This is a genomic window from Enterovibrio norvegicus DSM 15893 (assembly GCF_900115495.1).
Classification (GTDB): domain Bacteria; phylum Pseudomonadota; class Gammaproteobacteria; order Enterobacterales; family Vibrionaceae; genus Enterovibrio; species Enterovibrio norvegicus.
Window position 1 is genome coordinate 80420 of record NZ_FOWR01000015.1, and the last position, 16357, is coordinate 96776.

18 protein-coding genes are annotated in these 16357 nt (G+C 47.0%); 8 read left to right on the forward strand and 10 right to left on the reverse strand.

The window, feature by feature from the left end; genetic code table 11:
• Positions 1-14 precede the first annotated feature (14 nt).
• From dinB to bolA, 10 genes are all read right to left on the reverse strand, one after another.
• Positions 15-1076, reverse strand: coding sequence for a DNA polymerase IV (dinB, locus tag BM082_RS11480; protein ID WP_026024686.1), 1062 nt, complete (start codon positions 1074-1076; stop codon positions 15-17).
• Positions 1077-1251: 175 nt separating this feature from the next.
• Positions 1252-1473, reverse strand: coding sequence for a (Na+)-NQR maturation NqrM (nqrM, locus tag BM082_RS11485; protein ID WP_017011327.1), 222 nt, complete (start codon positions 1471-1473; stop codon positions 1252-1254).
• Positions 1474-1483: 10 nt separating this feature from the next.
• A complete protein-coding gene (locus BM082_RS11490; RefSeq protein ID WP_017011328.1) occupies positions 1484-2500 on the reverse strand; it encodes an FAD:protein FMN transferase in 1017 nt (338 codons plus the stop codon).
• 255 nt (positions 2501-2755) lie between these two features.
• Complete coding sequence (nqrF, locus tag BM082_RS11495) at positions 2756-3979, reverse strand: NADH:ubiquinone reductase (Na(+)-transporting) subunit F (RefSeq protein WP_017016650.1); 1224 nt, start codon at positions 3977-3979, stop codon at positions 2756-2758.
• Between the two features lie 31 nt (positions 3980-4010).
• Positions 4011-4607: an NADH:ubiquinone reductase (Na(+)-transporting) subunit E gene (nqrE, locus tag BM082_RS11500; protein WP_017011330.1), complete on the reverse strand. Its 597-nt coding sequence runs from the start codon at positions 4605-4607 to the stop codon at positions 4011-4013.
• A gap of 7 nt (positions 4608-4614) precedes the next feature.
• The gene (locus BM082_RS11505; protein WP_017011331.1) at positions 4615-5247 is read right to left on the reverse strand and encodes an NADH:ubiquinone reductase (Na(+)-transporting) subunit D; all 633 of its coding nucleotides are present in this window, start codon (positions 5245-5247) and stop codon (positions 4615-4617) included.
• The gene (locus BM082_RS11510) at positions 5240-6022 is read right to left on the reverse strand and encodes a Na(+)-translocating NADH-quinone reductase subunit C (protein ID WP_017011332.1); all 783 of its coding nucleotides are present in this window, start codon (positions 6020-6022) and stop codon (positions 5240-5242) included. The genes BM082_RS11505 and BM082_RS11510 overlap by 8 nt, the downstream gene beginning before the upstream one ends.
• Positions 6009-7253: an NADH:ubiquinone reductase (Na(+)-transporting) subunit B gene (locus tag BM082_RS11515; protein WP_017011333.1), complete on the reverse strand. Its 1245-nt coding sequence runs from the start codon at positions 7251-7253 to the stop codon at positions 6009-6011. The genes BM082_RS11510 and BM082_RS11515 overlap by 14 nt, the downstream gene beginning before the upstream one ends.
• A gap of 3 nt (positions 7254-7256) precedes the next feature.
• Positions 7257-8597 (reverse strand): Na(+)-translocating NADH-quinone reductase subunit A, encoded by a 1341-nt coding sequence (locus tag BM082_RS11520; RefSeq protein WP_035017086.1) that lies wholly within the window; start codon positions 8595-8597, stop codon positions 7257-7259.
• Positions 8598-9100: 503 nt separating this feature from the next.
• A complete protein-coding gene (gene bolA, locus BM082_RS11525; protein ID WP_017011335.1) occupies positions 9101-9421 on the reverse strand; it encodes a transcriptional regulator BolA in 321 nt (106 codons plus the stop codon).
• Positions 9422-9567: 146 nt separating this feature from the next.
• Here bolA and BM082_RS11530 point away from each other — a divergent pair, with 146 nt between their 5' ends.
• The 8 genes from BM082_RS11530 (at position 9568) to BM082_RS11565 (ending at position 16341) form a co-directional block, all read left to right on the forward strand.
• Positions 9568-10695: a methyltransferase gene (locus BM082_RS11530; protein ID WP_017012635.1), complete on the forward strand. Its 1128-nt coding sequence runs from the start codon at positions 9568-9570 to the stop codon at positions 10693-10695.
• Positions 10696-10723: 28 nt separating this feature from the next.
• On the forward strand, positions 10724-11296 hold the full coding sequence (locus BM082_RS11535) for a YajG family lipoprotein (protein WP_017011337.1): 573 nt from the start codon (positions 10724-10726) through the stop codon (positions 11294-11296).
• Entirely contained in the window at positions 11296-11865 is a 570-nt protein-coding gene (locus tag BM082_RS11540; protein WP_074926986.1) for a peptidylprolyl isomerase, read from the forward strand. Before BM082_RS11535 ends, BM082_RS11540 begins: the two co-directional genes overlap by 1 nt.
• Before the next feature lie 14 nt (positions 11866-11879).
• Positions 11880-12245 (forward strand): hypothetical protein, encoded by a 366-nt coding sequence (locus BM082_RS11545; RefSeq protein WP_017011339.1) that lies wholly within the window; start codon positions 11880-11882, stop codon positions 12243-12245.
• A gap of 49 nt (positions 12246-12294) precedes the next feature.
• Positions 12295-13683 carry an AmpG family muropeptide MFS transporter gene (locus tag BM082_RS11550; RefSeq protein WP_017012633.1) on the forward strand — a complete coding sequence of 463 codons (1389 nt, stop codon included), beginning with the start codon at positions 12295-12297 and terminating at the stop codon, positions 13681-13683.
• Positions 13684-13961: 278 nt separating this feature from the next.
• Positions 13962-14708 (forward strand): outer membrane protein OmpK, encoded by a 747-nt coding sequence (locus BM082_RS11555; RefSeq protein ID WP_074926988.1) that lies wholly within the window; start codon positions 13962-13964, stop codon positions 14706-14708.
• A gap of 156 nt (positions 14709-14864) precedes the next feature.
• On the forward strand, positions 14865-15755 hold the full coding sequence (locus BM082_RS11560) for a 2-dehydropantoate 2-reductase (RefSeq protein WP_017011342.1): 891 nt from the start codon (positions 14865-14867) through the stop codon (positions 15753-15755).
• The gene (locus tag BM082_RS11565) at positions 15742-16341 is read left to right on the forward strand and encodes a DJ-1 family glyoxalase III (protein ID WP_017011343.1); all 600 of its coding nucleotides are present in this window, start codon (positions 15742-15744) and stop codon (positions 16339-16341) included. The genes BM082_RS11560 and BM082_RS11565 overlap by 14 nt, the downstream gene beginning before the upstream one ends.
• Positions 16342-16357: the final 16 nt, after the last annotated feature.

The following is a 16357-nucleotide window of genomic DNA, read 5'->3' on the forward strand; positions in this document are numbered from 1 at the left end:
ATAACGTGCCCTTTTTATGACCAATCAAAACTGAGCTGGGAGGCCTTACTGTCGTCAGTTGCAATCAACCCCACAGATAAACCAATCAGGCGCACCCCTCGTCCATTCTGTCGCGATAGCGCTTCTAATAGCAGTTCAGGAAAAGCTTCTTCATCATATTTCCACTGACGATGTTCCACCGTCGTTTGCTGAAAATCAGAAAACTTGAGCTTTACGCCCTGCCTAGCAATCAACAAATCCGGACACACTCGCTTCAGACGGGTTTCAAGTTCTTCGTAAAGCGATGCCATCACGTCCATGCACTCCGATTCCGTTTGAATATCTTCGGGCAAGGTTCTTTCGACGCCGACGGACTTTCTTACGCGATGTGTTTCTACCTCTCGCTCATCGATGCCATGACAACGATTCCAAAGCGATTGACCAAACTTACCAAAGCGAGAGAGCAATGTGTTTTTGTCGTAGGCTTGAACGTCTTCGCCTTTATAGAGCCCCATCTCATGAAGCTTTGCCAGCGTCACTTTTCCCACGCCAGGAATTTTTTCCAACGGTAGGGTTTTGACGAATGCCGCCACACCATCAGGCGTGATCACGTACTTTCCATCGGGTTTATTCAGGTCTGAGGCGACCTTAGCGATAAATTTAATCGGAGCAATGCCCGCTGACGCCGTTAAGCCAAGTTCTCGCTTAATGGTCTGGCGAATATCTTCCGCAATAAGAGTGGCAGAGCCTTGGAAAAGTAAGCAGTCACTTACATCCAAATAAGCTTCATCGAGTGATAAGGGCTCTATTTTGTCTGTGTAGCGTTCGAAAATGGCACGTATTTGCTGTGATACGCTTTTGTATTTGGCCATTTCACCGCGCACAACCGTAAGTGTCGGACACAGTTTTAACGCGTGTGCCGTCGCCATGGCAGAGCGCACACCAAACTTACGGGCTTCGTAATTACACGTAGAAATAACGCCACGCCGTTTTTCTGATCCCCCAATAGCCAAGGGAATACCACGAAGTGACGGGTTGTCTCGCATTTCAACAGCGGCATAAAAACAATCCATGTCGATATGGATAATCTTTTTCATAGCAAGAACGGCCCAAAACACTGTTTAGATAAACAGTGGTAATTATCTGCGCGAAATCGATATGATGCAAGTTTGTCGCCTTAAGAACCTTTCCTCATAGGACATTAGGAACATAACCTCAGATTTCAGACACAAAAAAGGCCGCTCACAGCGACCTTTTAACAAGGTGGAATCGTTAGAGAATCTGATTCTTTTTCCACTCTTCAGCTTTCGCCGCACGTGCTTCGCGCTTTTTACGAGCGTCACAAGGTTCTGGGCAATCACATTCTTTTTCAATGCCGATAGAGCCGAGACCGCCGCAACTGCCGCTGATCGTTTTTCGTTGAACAATGTAACCGATAGACATGCCTGCAATCACAAGCATGAAAACCGAAAACGTTATCAGATATACAGACATTTCATTACCCTTAACGTGTTAGATACTTTTTAAACGCGTCCGATGCGACTTCTTTGAAGCCATTATCCGTCTTTATGATGAAAAATGCGGCAATTTTTTCACTGTTCGCCAGCGTAAGTGCTTTGTCAGGCCCCATCACCATGAAGGCAGTAGAAAAGCCATCTGCCGTCATACATGATTTATCCAAGACAGTGACAGACACCAAGCGGTGATTAATAGGTTTTGCCGTAGCAGGATTAATCGTGTGCGAATAGCGAACACCATTTTCCTCAAAATAGTTTCTGTAATCGCCCGACGTTGCCATTGCCATGTCTCCAGGGGCAATGATCTCTTGAACGGTTTGTTGATCGTCGCTTGGTTTTTCGATCGCAATGCGCCAAGGCTGACCTTCTGCATTCACGCCTTTCAATTGAAGCTCACCGCCAATCTCAACCAGATAGTTACTCAAACCAAGTTCAGCCAGGTAATTTGCAATAACATCCACGCCAAACCCTTTTGCGATCGAGGAAAGATCTACATACAGGTCTGGGTTCGTTTTGATCACAGACATACCATCCACAAAAAGATGATTAATCCCCGTCATCGCACGGCGCTCTGCGACTTGAGCATCGGTTGGAACGCGATCTGGTCTGCCTTCAGGGCCAAAACCCCATAGGTTAACCAAAGGTCCGACAGTGACATCCAGTGCCCCGCCTGACAGTTTATTAATGCGAATCGCTTCACTCATCACCGTCGCCGTATCTTTTGATACCGTAAACGGTGAATCATCTTTGTGTTGGTTAAACTGACTCAGTTCAGACGTTTTACGGTAGGTCGACATTTGGTCATTCACCAACTCCAAACGTTTATCAATTTCCACTTGGATATCAGATGCACTCGGCAATGTCACATCGTTCAAAAACTTAACCGAGTAATAGGTTCCCATTGTGGAACCTGTTAAGTGCGTTTGTTTCGGCGTTTGATCGCAGCCTGCCAGAACCAATAAGGCGCTAACAATAAGACCGGCAGACAACAGGAATTTTTTCATTACTTTATCCGGTTTTGGAAATAGAGGTATTAGAACGCAAAACGTTGCAGCCATACATAGCCATCAACACAACAGCATTCGAATACCAATCACAGTATATATTTAGCGAACATGACGATGTAAATCGAAGACAAATCAGAATGATTTATGGCACTTACACTTTGGTTCTCTTAAATAACTTCTGTGATTGGTATGGTATTTACGCAAAATGGCTGACCCTAAGGCCAGCCATTGTTCTTTCAGACGTGGTGTAAATTAGCCACCGAAGTCATCAAGTAGGATGTTTTCATCTTCAACACCCAGATCTTTCAGCATGCCGATCACAGCCGCGTTCATCATTGGAGGACCACACATGTAGAACTCACAATCTTCAGGCGCATCGTGATCTTTCAAGTAGTTCTCGAATAGCACGTTGTGGATGAAGCCTGTTAGACCTTCCCAGTTATCTTCTGGAAGCGGATCTGACAGCGCACAATGCCACTGGAAGTTAGGGTTCTCTGCTTGAAGACCATCAAAATCTTCCACATAGAACATCTCACGCTTAGAACGTGCACCGTACCAGAAAGACATCTTACGGCTAGACTTCAAACGCTTAAGCTGATCGAAGATATGCGAACGCATTGGTGCCATACCTGCACCACCACCAACGAATACCATTTCAGCGTCAGTGTCTTTCGCGAAGAACTCACCGAATGGACCAGAGATCGTACACTTATCACCTTCTTTCAACGACCAGATGAACGAAGACATGATGCCTGGAGCAACTTCTGGGTTGTTAGGTGGCGGCGTAGCAATACGCACGTTCAGCATGATAATGCCAAACTCTTCTGGGTAGTTAGCCATTGAGTATGCGCGGATAGTTTCTTCGTTAACCTTAGACTCATAACGGAATAGGTTAAACTTGTCCCAATCTTCACGGTACTCTTCTGGTACATCAAAGTCAGCGTACTTAATGTGGTGCGCTGGTGCTTCAATCTGGATGTAACCACCTGCACGGAAAGGTACAGATTCGCCATCAGGGATTTGAAGCTTAAGTTCTTTGATGAAGGTTGCTTTGTTATCGTTAGAGATAACAGCACATTCCCACTTCTTAACACCGAAGATTTCTTCTGGAAGCTCGATGTCCATGTCGATTTTCATTGCAACCTGACATGCTAGACGTTCGCCTTCACGCGCTTCACCTTTGCTGATGTGATCAAGTTCAGTTGGCAGAATATCACCGCCGCCCGATTTGATTTTCACGCGACACTGGCCACAAGAACCACCGCCACCACATGCAGAAGAGACGAATACGCCTGCACCTGCAAGCGCACTTAGCAGCTTGCCGCCAGGCTGTGTAACGATAGCTAAAGAGTCATCGCCGTTTACAGATATGGTGATGTCACCTGATGGTACTAACTTGGATTTGGCGAACAGAATCACCAGTACCAGAGCCAGTACAATTAGAGTAAACATCACTACACCAAGAATAATGTCCATTGACTATTCCTTATTTCGCGGTTTACCCGACTTACAGTTGAACACCGGAGAAAGACATAAAGCCCAGCGCCATCAAACCTACAGTGATGAAGGTAATACCTAGACCACGAAGTGCAGGAGGTACATCTGAGTACTTCATCTTTTCACGAATACCTGCCAGCGCAACAATCGCTAGCATCCAGCCCACACCAGAGCCGAAACCGTAAACCACAGATTCTACGAAGTTGTAGTCACGTTGAACCATGAAAGATACACCACCAAAGATTGCACAGTTAACTGTGATCAATGGAAGGAAGATACCCAATGCGTTGTATAGCGGCGGGAAAAAGCGGTCCAGAACCATTTCTAGGATCTGTACCAAAGCCGCGATAACGCCGATGAAAGTGATGAAGTTCAGGAAGCTAAGATCCACGCCTTCAACAATCGCACCGTTTCTTAGTACAAAGTTGTAAATCAGGTTGTTAACCGGAACGGCCACAGACAGTACTACGATTACCGCAACACCAAGACCGAACGATGTTTTAACTTTCTTAGATACAGCCAAGAAAGTACACATACCTAGGAAGAAAGAAAGTGCCAGGTTTTCGATGAAGATCGAACGGACCAGCAGGCTGATGTAATGTTCCATTACGTCCTTACTCCTTCGCTTCTATTTGTTCAGGTTTGAACGTACGTACAATCCAGATCAGGAAGCCGATCAGGAAGAATGCTGATGGTGCCAGAAGCATCATACCGTTTGGTTGGTACCAACCGCCTTCTGAAGTCAGAGGCAATACAGACATACCAAACAGCTTGCCTGAGCCCAAAAGCTCACGGAAGAAGCCGACAGTAATCAGAACGAAGCCGTAACCCAAACCGTTACCGATACCATCAATGAATGATGGAAGTGGCGCTGATTTCATTGCATATGCTTCAGCACGACCCATTACGATACAGTTAGTGATGATCAGACCAACGAATACAGACAGCTGCTTAGAGATGTCATAAACGTATGCTTTAAGGATCTGGTCAACAACGATTACCAGCGAGGCGATGATCGCCATCTGCACGATAATACGTACTGAGTTAGGGATATGATTGCGAATCGCCGAAACGAACAAGTTAGAGAAAGCGGTAACGAATACTACCGCTAGCGTCATAACAAATGCTGTTTCTAGCTTAGTGGTAACCGCTAGCGCAGAACACACACCTAGCACTTGAAGTGCAATAGGGTTGTTGTCTAGTAGTGGGCCCCACAGATTCTGTTTAAGTTCTTTAGTGTTAGCCATTGTTCAGGCCTCCTTCACGAACTTTAGTCAGGAATGGTCCGAAACCATTGTCTCCCAACCAGAAGTCAAAGGTGTACTGAACACCGTTACCCGTCAGAGTAGCCCCAGACAGACCGTCAACACCGTGGATATCTCCAGGTTGAGCGCCGCCTTTTACGATACGAATCGCTGGTTTACCCTGCTCATCAAACAGCTTCTTACCTTCGAACTGTGAACGCCAGCGTGGGTTTTCGACTTCGCCACCCAGTCCTGGAGTTTCACCTTGTTGGTAGTAAGAGATGCCGCCAACGGTGTTGCCATCGGTTTCAACTGCAACGAACGCATACATCATCGACCAAAGACCGTTACCGTGCATTGGAAGAATGATTTCGCTCGTTTTGCCTTCTGCGTCTTTCACCAAGTAAATTTTCGCTAGGTTGGCGCGACGGCCAATACCACCGAAGTCTTGGTCTGCAGGAAGCAGAATCGACTCAGCTGGGTCATTGGCAGCAAGACGTTGATTGTACTTCGCAGCTTCTGCTTCAGTACCCACCATCTCACCTGTTGCCAAATCAACCAACTGGGGTTGAATGAACTTGCCAAAGGCTGCTTGAATGTCACCGTCAGCATCGATGCCGGCAACAGAAAGGATGTTGCGCTGTACGTCTAGAACGGCATTTTTCTCTTGCAAAGGACGCAGAGAAACCGCCGCGAAAGATACCACGACTGAACACACAAGGCTCAGCGCGATAACTACGGTCAGCGTTTTTTTAATGCTATCGTTATTGCTTGACACGAGCCAGCCTCCGTTTGATGTTGCCCTGAATAACCAGGTTGTCGAACAGCGGGGCAAACAGGTTCGCGAACAGAATCGCCAGCATCATACCTTCTGGGTATGCCGGGTTAACAACACGAATCATAACTGCCATCGCACCAATCAGGATGCCGTACCACCATTTTGCTTTATTGGTGAATGAGGCTGAAACTGGATCGGTCGCCATGAACATCATACCGAACGCAAAACCACCTAGAACCAAGTGCCAGTGCCAAGGCATGCTGAACATTGGGTTAGTGCTTGAGCCAACGATGTTGAACAAGGTCGCAGTAGCAACAAGACCAATCATGGTACCTACGATGATGCGCCATGATGCAATACGCATCGCAACGATCATTGCACCACCAATGATGATGGCCAGTGTTGACACTTCACCGATTGAACCTGGGATGTTACCGATGAACGCGTCCATCCAAGAAATCGAGTTACCCGTGACGTTATGAACCAGCGCGCCTTGACCGCCTGCAGCCCATTGGCTCAGTGCAGTTGCACCAGAGAAGCCATCAGCAGCAGTCCAAACCAAGTCACCTGAAATCTGTGCAGGGTATGCAAAGAACAGGAATGCACGACCAGCAAGTGCCGGGTTCAAGAAGTTACGTCCGGTACCACCGAAGATTTCTTTCGCAACAACAACACCGAAGGTAATACCTAGTGCTGCTTGCCATAGCGGAAGCGTTGGCGGAACAATCAAAGCAAACAGGATAGAGGTGACGAAGAAACCTTCGTTGACTTCATGCTTGCGGACCATACAGAAAAGGACTTCCCAGAAACCACCGACAAGGAACACTGTCGCGTAGATTGGTAGGAAGTAGGTCGCACCAAGCATCATTTTGCTTGCCCAGCCTGCATCGGCTTGGAGCGTGCCACCAAACATCTGTGTTAGCCAGTAGTGCCAGTTACCATCAATGATTGAGGTAAGTTGGTCGCCACTGTACATGGCATTCAATGCCATGATGGTTTGGTTACCTGTGTTGTACATGCCAAAGAACATGGCAGGGAACACAGCAATCCACACCATGATCATGATGCGTTTTAGGTCGATACTGTCACGAACATGCGCACCGCGATGTGTCACTGTACCTGGGGTGTAAAGCAAGGTTGCTACTGCTTCGTACAGCGCAAACCATTTTTCATGCTTGCCACCAGGTTCAAAATGCGGTTCGATGTCTTCCAGATATTTTTTCAGGCTCATCAGTTACCCTTCCTTCTCAATTTGATCAAGGCACTCGCGAAGCATCGGGCCAAAATCGTATTTGCCAGGGCAAACAAAGGTACACAGAGCTAAATCTTCTGAATCAAGTTCCAGTGCACCTAACTGAACCATGCTGTCCAAATCACCTGCACAGATGTCTCGAAGTAACATGGTTGGCTCAATGTCCAGAGGCATAACACGTTCGTAGTTGCCAATTGGCACCATTGAACGCTCACTACCATTGGTAGTGGTTGTCATGTTGAACAGCTGGCCTTTGAAGAACTGGCTCAGGAACGCACGGGTTACAGAGAACTTGTTTTTGCCTGGAACAATCCAACCAAACAGTTCTTTCTCACGGCCTTCTCGAAGCGCACTCACCTGCAGGTGGAAGCGACCAAGGAAACCATGAGCACCGCCAGCATCTGTACCGCTTAGTACGGAACCAGAAATAAGACGGATTTCTCCAGGCATCAATTCATTGTCAGTAAGATCATTAATTGACGCACCGACTTGTGTGCGAATTAGGCGAGGGTTGTTTACCACAGGGCCTGCCAAAGAGATTACGCGATCAGTATAAATTTCACCGGTTAGGAAAAGTTTACCGAACGCAATAACGTCTTGGTAGTTCAGGTGCCAAACTTGCGCTTCCAAGCCTGCAGGGCGAAGGAAATGGATGTGAGTACCAACCAAACCTGCTGGGTGAGGACCGTTGAACACGTGTTCTTCGACATTAGATTGTGCACTACGCGGAAGGCTTGATTCACCTTTACATACGAACACTTTATTGTCAGTTAGACGTGAAAGAACATCCAAACCAGCAACGAATGCTTCTTGCTGCTCATTGATAATTTGCTCTGGATTTGCAGCCAGAGGGTTGGTATCAATTGCTGTAACGAATACAGCCGCAGCCTTCGCATCTACTGCCGGGCTTTTGCTGAATGGACGGGTTCGAAGCGCTGTCCAAGCACCAGATTCGACAAGTTGTTCAACAACAACTTGACGGTCTAGGCCTGCAATTTCAGAGGCTTCGTACTTATTGAAAGTGACTTGCTCATTGCCTTCGACTTCGATGACAACCGACTGAAGAACACGTTTCGCACCGCGGTTAACTTCAACCACAGTACCTGCAGCAGGTGCAGTAAATTTAACGCCAGCATTCTTTTTGTCTTCAAAAAGCATCTGACCTTTCTTTACTACATCGCCAACACGAACATGCATCGTTGGACGCATGCCAACGTACTCTTCGCCAAGCAAGGCAACTGTTTTGATGGCTGGGCCATCATTAATCACCTGAGTAGGAGTCCCTGAAATGGGGATATCCAAACCCTTTTTTATTGTAATCATACGCACTTGCACTACATTAACGGGAAAAAGAATTCTGTTATTGCGCAGTTAATACACGACTTTCCACTGTCTGGCTGAACAACGAAATTATTCAACCTTCGCAACTTCCAAATGACTAACCCGCAACATTTTTCAGTGTCGGGCTAGTTTTCAAGCGGTGGATTCTACCATCAACCAAAGTCGCTATTCCACGGCAATCACCGTGATACACCTTGAATTTTCGGCAACTGAGCAAACTATCGCCAATTCTGATTGATAAGTATGAGCAAGTGCACAAATTGGCATGCAAAGACGTTGTTTAAAGAGTGTTACAAGCGTAACAAACTGTAAATGTGTTTATGCATGCATATCGTGTTTCGTCGACACGTAAATCTTTAACATTTGCTCACTTACATTTCACTTCACTGAATTTTTCATTCAAGTTGTTAACTACGCGTTATGCATTTTTTACTTTTACTAAGAAAAAGGCCGTTTATGCTAACAGCCTTGAATATTGTTCAATCTTACGAGTCTAAATTTGACCCGCCATGGCATGGAGGAGAAACCGGGGATTGTCCGTTTAATTCGTGCCATTCGCTTTCAGTATATGTATGAATTGCCAAAGCATGGATATCATTTTTCAACTCGTCCGCGAGCACTTGGTTAACCGAACGGTGTCTTGCCAGTAATCGTTTCCCTTCAAAGCCCTGCGTAACAACCGTTACTTTGAAATGGCTCTCTGACCCAGCGGGAACATTGTGCATGTGACTTTCATTGATCACATCTAAGAACACAGGAGAAAATGCTGCGGCCAGTTTTTGTTCGATTTTTTGCTGTACAACCATTATTCGTTATAGCCCTTATCTTTTTGAAATATCATCGCGTCCCGTCTAATGATAGGCAGAAGCGAAGAGGATTGCAGTATTTGCATCATCTGCGACAATATACGCCATCAATCCCACTCTTTTTCTCGCTTCGCTGGCATCTTTGAATGAAAACCACTTTGCAAATTGAAAGCCTCGCTTTAGCGCTACGTCGCTATCCAATCCAAAAGAACGAAACTCTGCAAGCATGGGATGCCGCGGACGAATATTTAATTGAGCATGTTAAAGGTCTCGCCCTGCCCCCGCAATCGCGTGTATTGATCTTAAATGATGGGTTCGGTGCGCTAACTTGCTGGGCTCTCGCGCAGCAATTTAAAGTTACAGCTGTAAACGATTCCCTGCTCTCACAACAGAGCATTGAAAAGAACCTGGAAGAAAATGATCTCCACGGTGCAACATTGCTGACATCACTTGATGTGCTTTCTTTTGATGTAGATATCGTGGTAGCAAAACTGCCAAAAAACAATCGACTCTTGGTGTGGCAATTGCAGCAAATCGCGCAATTGAGCGACAAATCACCTTCTGTCGTTTTTGGTGCAAAAGCAAAAGATGTGCATTCTTCGACACTCAAACTGTTTGAAAAACACTTGGGTGAAACCCACACATCGTTGGCGAAAAAGAAAGCACGTCTGATTTTTTGCGAAAAGCACATCCAACTCGATGCCTTGCCAAATGAAATGACATCATTTGATGTGCCTGAATATCAGCTCACGCTATCAAACCATGCGAATGTGTTTTCATCTGAAAGTCTCGATATCGCCGCATACTTAATGCTTAAACACCTTCCGCACAGTGACGAAATTAAACACATTATCGATCTAGGCTGTGGTAACGGTGTTCTGGCTGTTCAATCTGCGAAATTGAACCCACAAGCAAAAGTGACAGCTGTGGACGAAAGTCACATGGCGATCGCCTCAGCAAGACACAATTTAGTCGCCCATGGTATTGATCCATCAAGATTTGAATGCCGTGCCAATAACTGTCTTGATGAATTCGCAGAAAACAGTGCCGATCTGGTACTTTGTAATCCTCCGTTTCACCAACAACATGCAGTGACTGATCATATTGCTTGGCAAATGTTTTGTGACGCCAAGCGAGTTCTAGAGCCGAAGGGACGTATTGTCGTGATAGGAAACCGTCACCTCGGCTATCATGCTAAATTGAAACGTCTTTTTGGCAATGCGCAGATCATTGCCTCCAACAGTAAGTTTGTTATTGTCGAAGCTTCTAAATAAGTCAGACGCTAAAGGGATGTGTTAACACATGAAAAAAATTCTACTTATATCTGGTCTCATTTTAGGTTTGAGCGCTTGCTCTACGCCCAAAGAGCCGCAACTTACCGTCGCACCTCAACCAACGATTTCGTCAGTGCCTGTCGTTCAAGGTAAAACGGTGATGGTAGAAAGCCGTGACTTACGTACTGCCCAATTTGTTGCTGTCGTTGATAACGGCCGTAAAAATGTTCAACCGATCCACGCAACCTCTAACGTACGCATTGTTCTTGAAGACGCGCTAACTCGACAATTCAACTCGCAAGGCTACCGCGTTGCGACTGACAGCAAAGGCAAAGTGCGCCTAGATGTGCTGGATGCATTGGTCAAAGTTGAACACTCCGTGTTTTCGCACACCATGCAAACCAACGTGCAAATCCAACTTGTGGCTGAGACAAGCGATAACAAATTCGTGAAACGCTACACTGGTAAATCCACCATGGAAGGCGCAACCAGCGCATCAGTGGAAGACATGGAAATTGCTTTAAACACATTGTTGGAAGCTGTGCTTCAAGACATTTCGCGTGACAAGCAACTTGCCACCTTTATGAACGAGAACTTCTAATGAAAAACCTTTTAAAAGCGGCGTTAACCGCTGGCTTCATGCTCGCTTCGCTGTCGGCGTGGGCAGTAAACCCGATAGTGAATGTTACGACGACTGACGGCAATTTCTCGCTTGAACTCTATCCAGAAAAAGCCCCTAAAACAGTGGCAAACTTTCTGCGATACGTTGAAGACGGCAGCTATGTAGGCACACAATTCCACCGTGTTATCAAAGGATTTGTTGTGCAAGGTGGCGGTTTCGATAAATCCTTTGAGCGCAGACCCAGCTATGAAGAAGTGGTGAACGAATCGAAAAATGGTTTGAGCAACAGCCGCGGCACCATCGCGATGGCACGTACCTCAGATCCAGATTCAGCAACGCGCCAGTTTTATATCAATCTGCAAAATAACAGCAACCTAGACGGGACTGATTACAAGTTTGGCTACACCGTTTTTGGCAAGGTTATTCAAGGCTTTACAACGGTTGAAAAAATTGCGAGCGTGAAAACAGTAACAATCCCAGATGCGCGTATGCGTGATGTTCCACAGCAGCCTATACTTATCGAGAAAATGACGATCACCACTAAGTAATAGGCCTTGGAGACATGCTAAAACTCGTTGCCGACAATCCGGAAAACAACGACAAGCAGGCAGCTGGCGAACATATTCGACAATATGCGCCAGCGTTTGCTGCTGAGGTCGTGCGCTTTATTATTCGTCAATCTGATTACGACGAATTAAAGGAGTCGGTAAAGCAGCAGTTTTTGGACTGGTGGCAACTCTCCCTTCCCAGCGGCCCCCCTGAGGATCAGTACGAATCGGTTTACTGGTACCTCATTTACCTCATCGAATCTCGACAAGAGCATGAGCTGAGAGGCAATCGCTTCGTTAAGCAACGTGTGCAAGAGTGCGCTTGTTATCTGATCAACAAAGGAAAAGTCCCCGATTTTGCTCGTGGCATTCGACCTTGAAGCACGGTAGCATGGTGATATTCTCTGTTACTCACAAGGACGTCTTTTCATGTCCCACGATCCCGCGCAAACTTGGCGAGAAACACTAACCAGCTACCTTGATAGACGCCTACTTTGGGTTTTTCTTCTTGGCTGCGCCAGTGGCTTCCCTTGGCTGTTAATCGGCTCCAACATGTCCGGTTGGCTGAAAGATGCTGGTCTCACACGCACAGCCATCGGGTTGTTCGGCTCAGTGTTTGCCGTATACGCCATAAACTGGATGTGGGCACCGCTAATTGACCGCGTAAAACTCCCTGTATTACATAAATATTTAGGTCAACGCCGGAGCTGGATCTTGCTCATGCAGGTCATTATGCTCGTTTGTACCTTGAGCATTGCCAACACAGATCCTTCGTTCAACCTTTGGTTAACCACCACGTTGGCTTTTACAATCGCACTTGCATCATCCACGCAAGACATTGCCATTGATGCCTTCAGGATAGATAGCTTCCAAGAGCAGGAAAAAAATAAACTGCCGCAGGCGGCTGCAATGGCGGTTATCGGTTGGTGGACGGGATACAGCCTTCCTGGTTATTTCGCCTTTATCAATGCCGATAGCATTGGCTGGAATGGTGTGTATTACGGCATGGCGGCATTTGTGGGGTTGCTGATCCTTTTCACCTTGTTCGTCGGTGAACCCAATACCAATCGAGAAAAACTTCAAGCAGAAGCTGAATCTCGCTATGCCAAACGCCTTAATCAAGGTGAAAGCAGCATTATGGTTTGGTTCTCAGTCACCATTGTTGAGCCGTTTGCTGAATTTTTCCGACGTAATGGCGTGCAAGTCGCATTGACGCTATTGCTCTTTGTTTTTCTCTTTAAGATTGGCGAAGCCTTCCTTGGACGCATGTCGATCGTATTCTACAAAGAGATCGGATTTAGTAACGAAGATATTGGCCACTACTCCAAGCTCATTGGCTGGGGCGCAACCGTCGTTTTCACATTAATTGGCAGTGCCGTCAACGTTCGATTCGGTGTTGTAAGAGGCTTATTGATTGGCGGCATCGCCATGGCCGCCAGCAACTTAATGTTTGCACTCATGGCGCAGATAGGCCCAAACAAGGACCTCTTCCTTGCCACGATATTGGTTGATAACTTCACCAGTGCATTTGCCACTATCGCGTTTGTTTCTTTCCTCACCTTCCTAACAGGGCGCGCATTTTCAGCCACGCAATATGCGCTTCTGGCTTCCCTTGGCAACCTTGGACGCACGACGCTGTCATCCTTCAGCGGCTCCATGGTCGATTGGATTGAAAGCTTTGAATGGTTGAATGGCGTTGATTGGCTTAACCCTTGGTCGCTTTTCTTCATCATTACAACGCTGATGGTTTTACCAAGCCTTGCGATGATTGTCGGACTTCGACACCACTTCAAACGTCTCGCTGAATTACAGAAATAACCTCAAACCTGTTGAACCCGTGGCATTCGTCACGGGTCACCACACCAAAACGCCTCAAAACCAAAACGCCTCAAAACCAAAACGCATGTCATATATTGCGATCAAATTCTCATATGTAATCCATTACATGGAGATCTGCATCACATTACGCAAACGGTTGCGGTTACATTGCATTTCCTTTTTTGAACTTTTACATAGAATGGCGCTCGCAACGGCGGAGGTCCTACCATTCGGTGTCTTTGCCACTCCAATCTTAGCGATGTAAAAGAGAACTTAAGATGCGTAAATCAGTAGTAGCACTTGCCGTTCTGGCGTCAGCAGCAGCTGTACCAGCACAAGCTGAATATCTATACGGTTTCGGTAACGTATACACCGACTACCTGACTTGGACCAATGGTACTCAAGGCTTTGATGGTAATGATGTAAGTGACATGCGCGACGACCACATCACCATCGGTGCTGAAGGTGGCGCAGGCTTTACTTGGGGTGAAATCTACGGTTTCTACGAATACGAGAAACTGAACAAAGGTTCTGACGAGCGCGGCCAAGCGGCAAAATTTCAAATCCACTATAAAATTGCTGGCAACGTAACTGCATACGGTCAAATCTACGACCTGGTAGACAACAAGTTCGGTGGTGAGCAAAACCGCGTTCTGGGTCTGGGTTACGTTGGTCTGACTGGCGACAACTACTGGTTCAAACCATGGGTTGGTGTTCACGACGCATCTAAAGGCGCGGCAAGCGGCATGAACGGTGGTATGCTGGGTTGGTCTGCAGGTTACAGCTTCGAAATCGCTGGTGAACCTCTGCAACTGGTAAACTGGAACGAAGTTGAATTTGCACGTTCTGATGAATACCAAGCACACGTAGGCACTAAGTCTTCAGGCCTAAATGGTGCAGTCGTTCTGTCTTACGACATCACTGACACTGTTTACACCAGCGTGACTTACCGTTACTTCTCAAACAAACTGGGTGTAGACGGCTACGGCGACGCAGCTATCTTCCGCATCGGTATGCACCTGTAATCGCAAGATTATCGAAAAAAGCACCTTCGGGTGCTTTTTTACTTTCTGAGGCCCACAATGAGCGCGGTAACTGAATGATTCCTTGCCGTTACAGTGGTGATTCGAAAGGATGATCGGTGGTATTCTTCTAAAGATTGGAAACAGAAAGGATACATCATGCATTTCACGCTCGTCGGTGCCGGTGCTGTTGGCACGCTGTGGGGACTAAAGCTCCAAAACGCAGGCCACCACGTTCATTTCTGGACGCGGGCAGAGCAGAACTCTTTAACACGCAGTCTTGAATCGCAAGCAGAGCAACACTTTCCTGCAAACAACCCAGCCTTACTTGCTGATAGCGATTGCATCCTTGTCTGTGTCAAAGCCTTTCAAGTCGATACAGCACTAAACAGCCTATTGCCACACCTTCACCAAGACACGCCCGTCATTCTCATGCACAACGGCATGGGCACCGCGCAAAGCGCGCTTGAAAAACTGGGGACCTTCCCTTTATTACTCGCAACCACCTCTCAAGCAAGTTTGTTACTGTCGGAAACCACTATTCGACACACAGGCATGGGTGAAACACGGCTAGGCGGTATTAACCCAAGCGGGAAGCGCTGTGATTTCTTAACAGAGGTGCTGAACCATGCCCTCCCCCCTTGCGCGTGGGAGAACAAGATCGAACAAGCATTGTGGCAAAAGCTCGCGATCAATTGCATGATCAACCCATTAACGGGGATCTTTCAGATTCAAAACGGTGAACTCACCAAACCCGAATACAGTGACCAGCTGCACCAACTTGCAAGCGAGATTGCCCTCGTCATGCGTGCGGAAGGCATAGATACCGACAGCGACACGGTGCTACAACGCACCCTCTCTGTGGCGAATGCGACAGCGACAAACTATTCCTCGATGAATCGTGACGTGTTTTTCAAACGCGCATCAGAGATCGATGCCATTACAGGCTATTTGATTCATTGTGCCAATCGCCATCGTATTGCCACGCCTGAAAATCAGGCGTTATACCTCGCAATTAAGAACTTGGAGCAATCCTATGACCACCCCTAGCGTTTTAGTGTGCCTCGCACCAGGCACCGAAGAAATGGAAGCCGTTACCGTCATTGATGTCATGGTACGCGCGGGATTTAACGTAACGACGGCAAGCGCAGCACCAAATGGCGAGCTCGAATTGACCTGCTCACGCGGCGTAAGGCTGATTGCTGACGCACCTCTCGTCAAAGTGGCGGACGACGAATACGACTGTATTGTCATTCCTGGTGGTGTTGAAGGCGCAACCTGTTTGGGTGAAAGCGCACTGATCATTGAAATGCTTCGCCAGCAGCAATGCGATCAAAAATGGGTCGCCGCTATCTGTGCCGCTCCCGCGTTGGTGCTCGAGAAAAACGGCCTTTATCCCGACGCATACAAGTCATGTCACCCTGCATTTGTTGAGCACATCGCCGAAGACAAGCGGAATACAAAACGCGTTTTCACCGATCGCGACCACAAGCTGATTTCGAGCCAAGGGCCGGGCACGGCACTAGAGTTTGCTGTTGAGATTGTTTATGTCTTAGCGGGGAAAGAAAAAGCGGCAGAAGTGGTTGGCCCAATGGTGATCATTCCAAACCTTCACTATGAGCAGAAGTTCGCCTAGAGCGAGAAGCGAGAAG

What these genes read in the sequence shown, in the direction of transcription:
- dinB (WP_026024686.1), bottom strand. Translation starts at nt 1,076, where the DNA reads ATGAAAAAGATTATCCATATCGACATGGATTGTTTTTATGCCGCTGTT.
- nqrM (WP_017011327.1), bottom strand. Translation starts at nt 1,473, where the DNA reads ATGTCTGTATATCTGATAACGTTTTCGGTTTTCATGCTTGTGATTGCA.
- BM082_RS11490 (WP_017011328.1), bottom strand. Translation starts at nt 2,500, where the DNA reads ATGAAAAAATTCCTGTTGTCTGCCGGTCTTATTGTTAGCGCCTTATTG.
- nqrF (WP_017016650.1), bottom strand. Translation starts at nt 3,979, where the DNA reads ATGGACATTATTCTTGGTGTAGTGATGTTTACTCTAATTGTACTGGCT.
- nqrE (WP_017011330.1), bottom strand. Translation starts at nt 4,607, where the DNA reads ATGGAACATTACATCAGCCTGCTGGTCCGTTCGATCTTCATCGAAAAC.
- BM082_RS11505 (WP_017011331.1), bottom strand. Translation starts at nt 5,247, where the DNA reads ATGGCTAACACTAAAGAACTTAAACAGAATCTGTGGGGCCCACTACTA.
- BM082_RS11515 (WP_017011333.1), bottom strand. Translation starts at nt 7,253, where the DNA reads ATGAGCCTGAAAAAATATCTGGAAGACATCGAACCGCATTTTGAACCT.
- BM082_RS11520 (WP_035017086.1), bottom strand. Translation starts at nt 8,597, where the DNA reads ATGATTACAATAAAAAAGGGTTTGGATATCCCCATTTCAGGGACTCCT.
- bolA (WP_017011335.1), bottom strand. Translation starts at nt 9,421, where the DNA reads ATGGTTGTACAGCAAAAAATCGAACAAAAACTGGCCGCAGCATTTTCT.
- BM082_RS11530 (WP_017012635.1), top strand. Translation starts at nt 9,568, where the DNA reads ATGAAAACCACTTTGCAAATTGAAAGCCTCGCTTTAGCGCTACGTCGC.
- BM082_RS11535 (WP_017011337.1), top strand. Translation starts at nt 10,724, where the DNA reads ATGAAAAAAATTCTACTTATATCTGGTCTCATTTTAGGTTTGAGCGCT.
- BM082_RS11540 (WP_074926986.1), top strand. Translation starts at nt 11,296, where the DNA reads ATGAAAAACCTTTTAAAAGCGGCGTTAACCGCTGGCTTCATGCTCGCT.
- BM082_RS11545 (WP_017011339.1), top strand. Translation starts at nt 11,880, where the DNA reads ATGCTAAAACTCGTTGCCGACAATCCGGAAAACAACGACAAGCAGGCA.
- BM082_RS11550 (WP_017012633.1), top strand. Translation starts at nt 12,295, where the DNA reads ATGTCCCACGATCCCGCGCAAACTTGGCGAGAAACACTAACCAGCTAC.
- BM082_RS11555 (WP_074926988.1), top strand. Translation starts at nt 13,962, where the DNA reads ATGCGTAAATCAGTAGTAGCACTTGCCGTTCTGGCGTCAGCAGCAGCT.
- BM082_RS11560 (WP_017011342.1), top strand. Translation starts at nt 14,865, where the DNA reads ATGCATTTCACGCTCGTCGGTGCCGGTGCTGTTGGCACGCTGTGGGGA.
- BM082_RS11565 (WP_017011343.1), top strand. Translation starts at nt 15,742, where the DNA reads ATGACCACCCCTAGCGTTTTAGTGTGCCTCGCACCAGGCACCGAAGAA.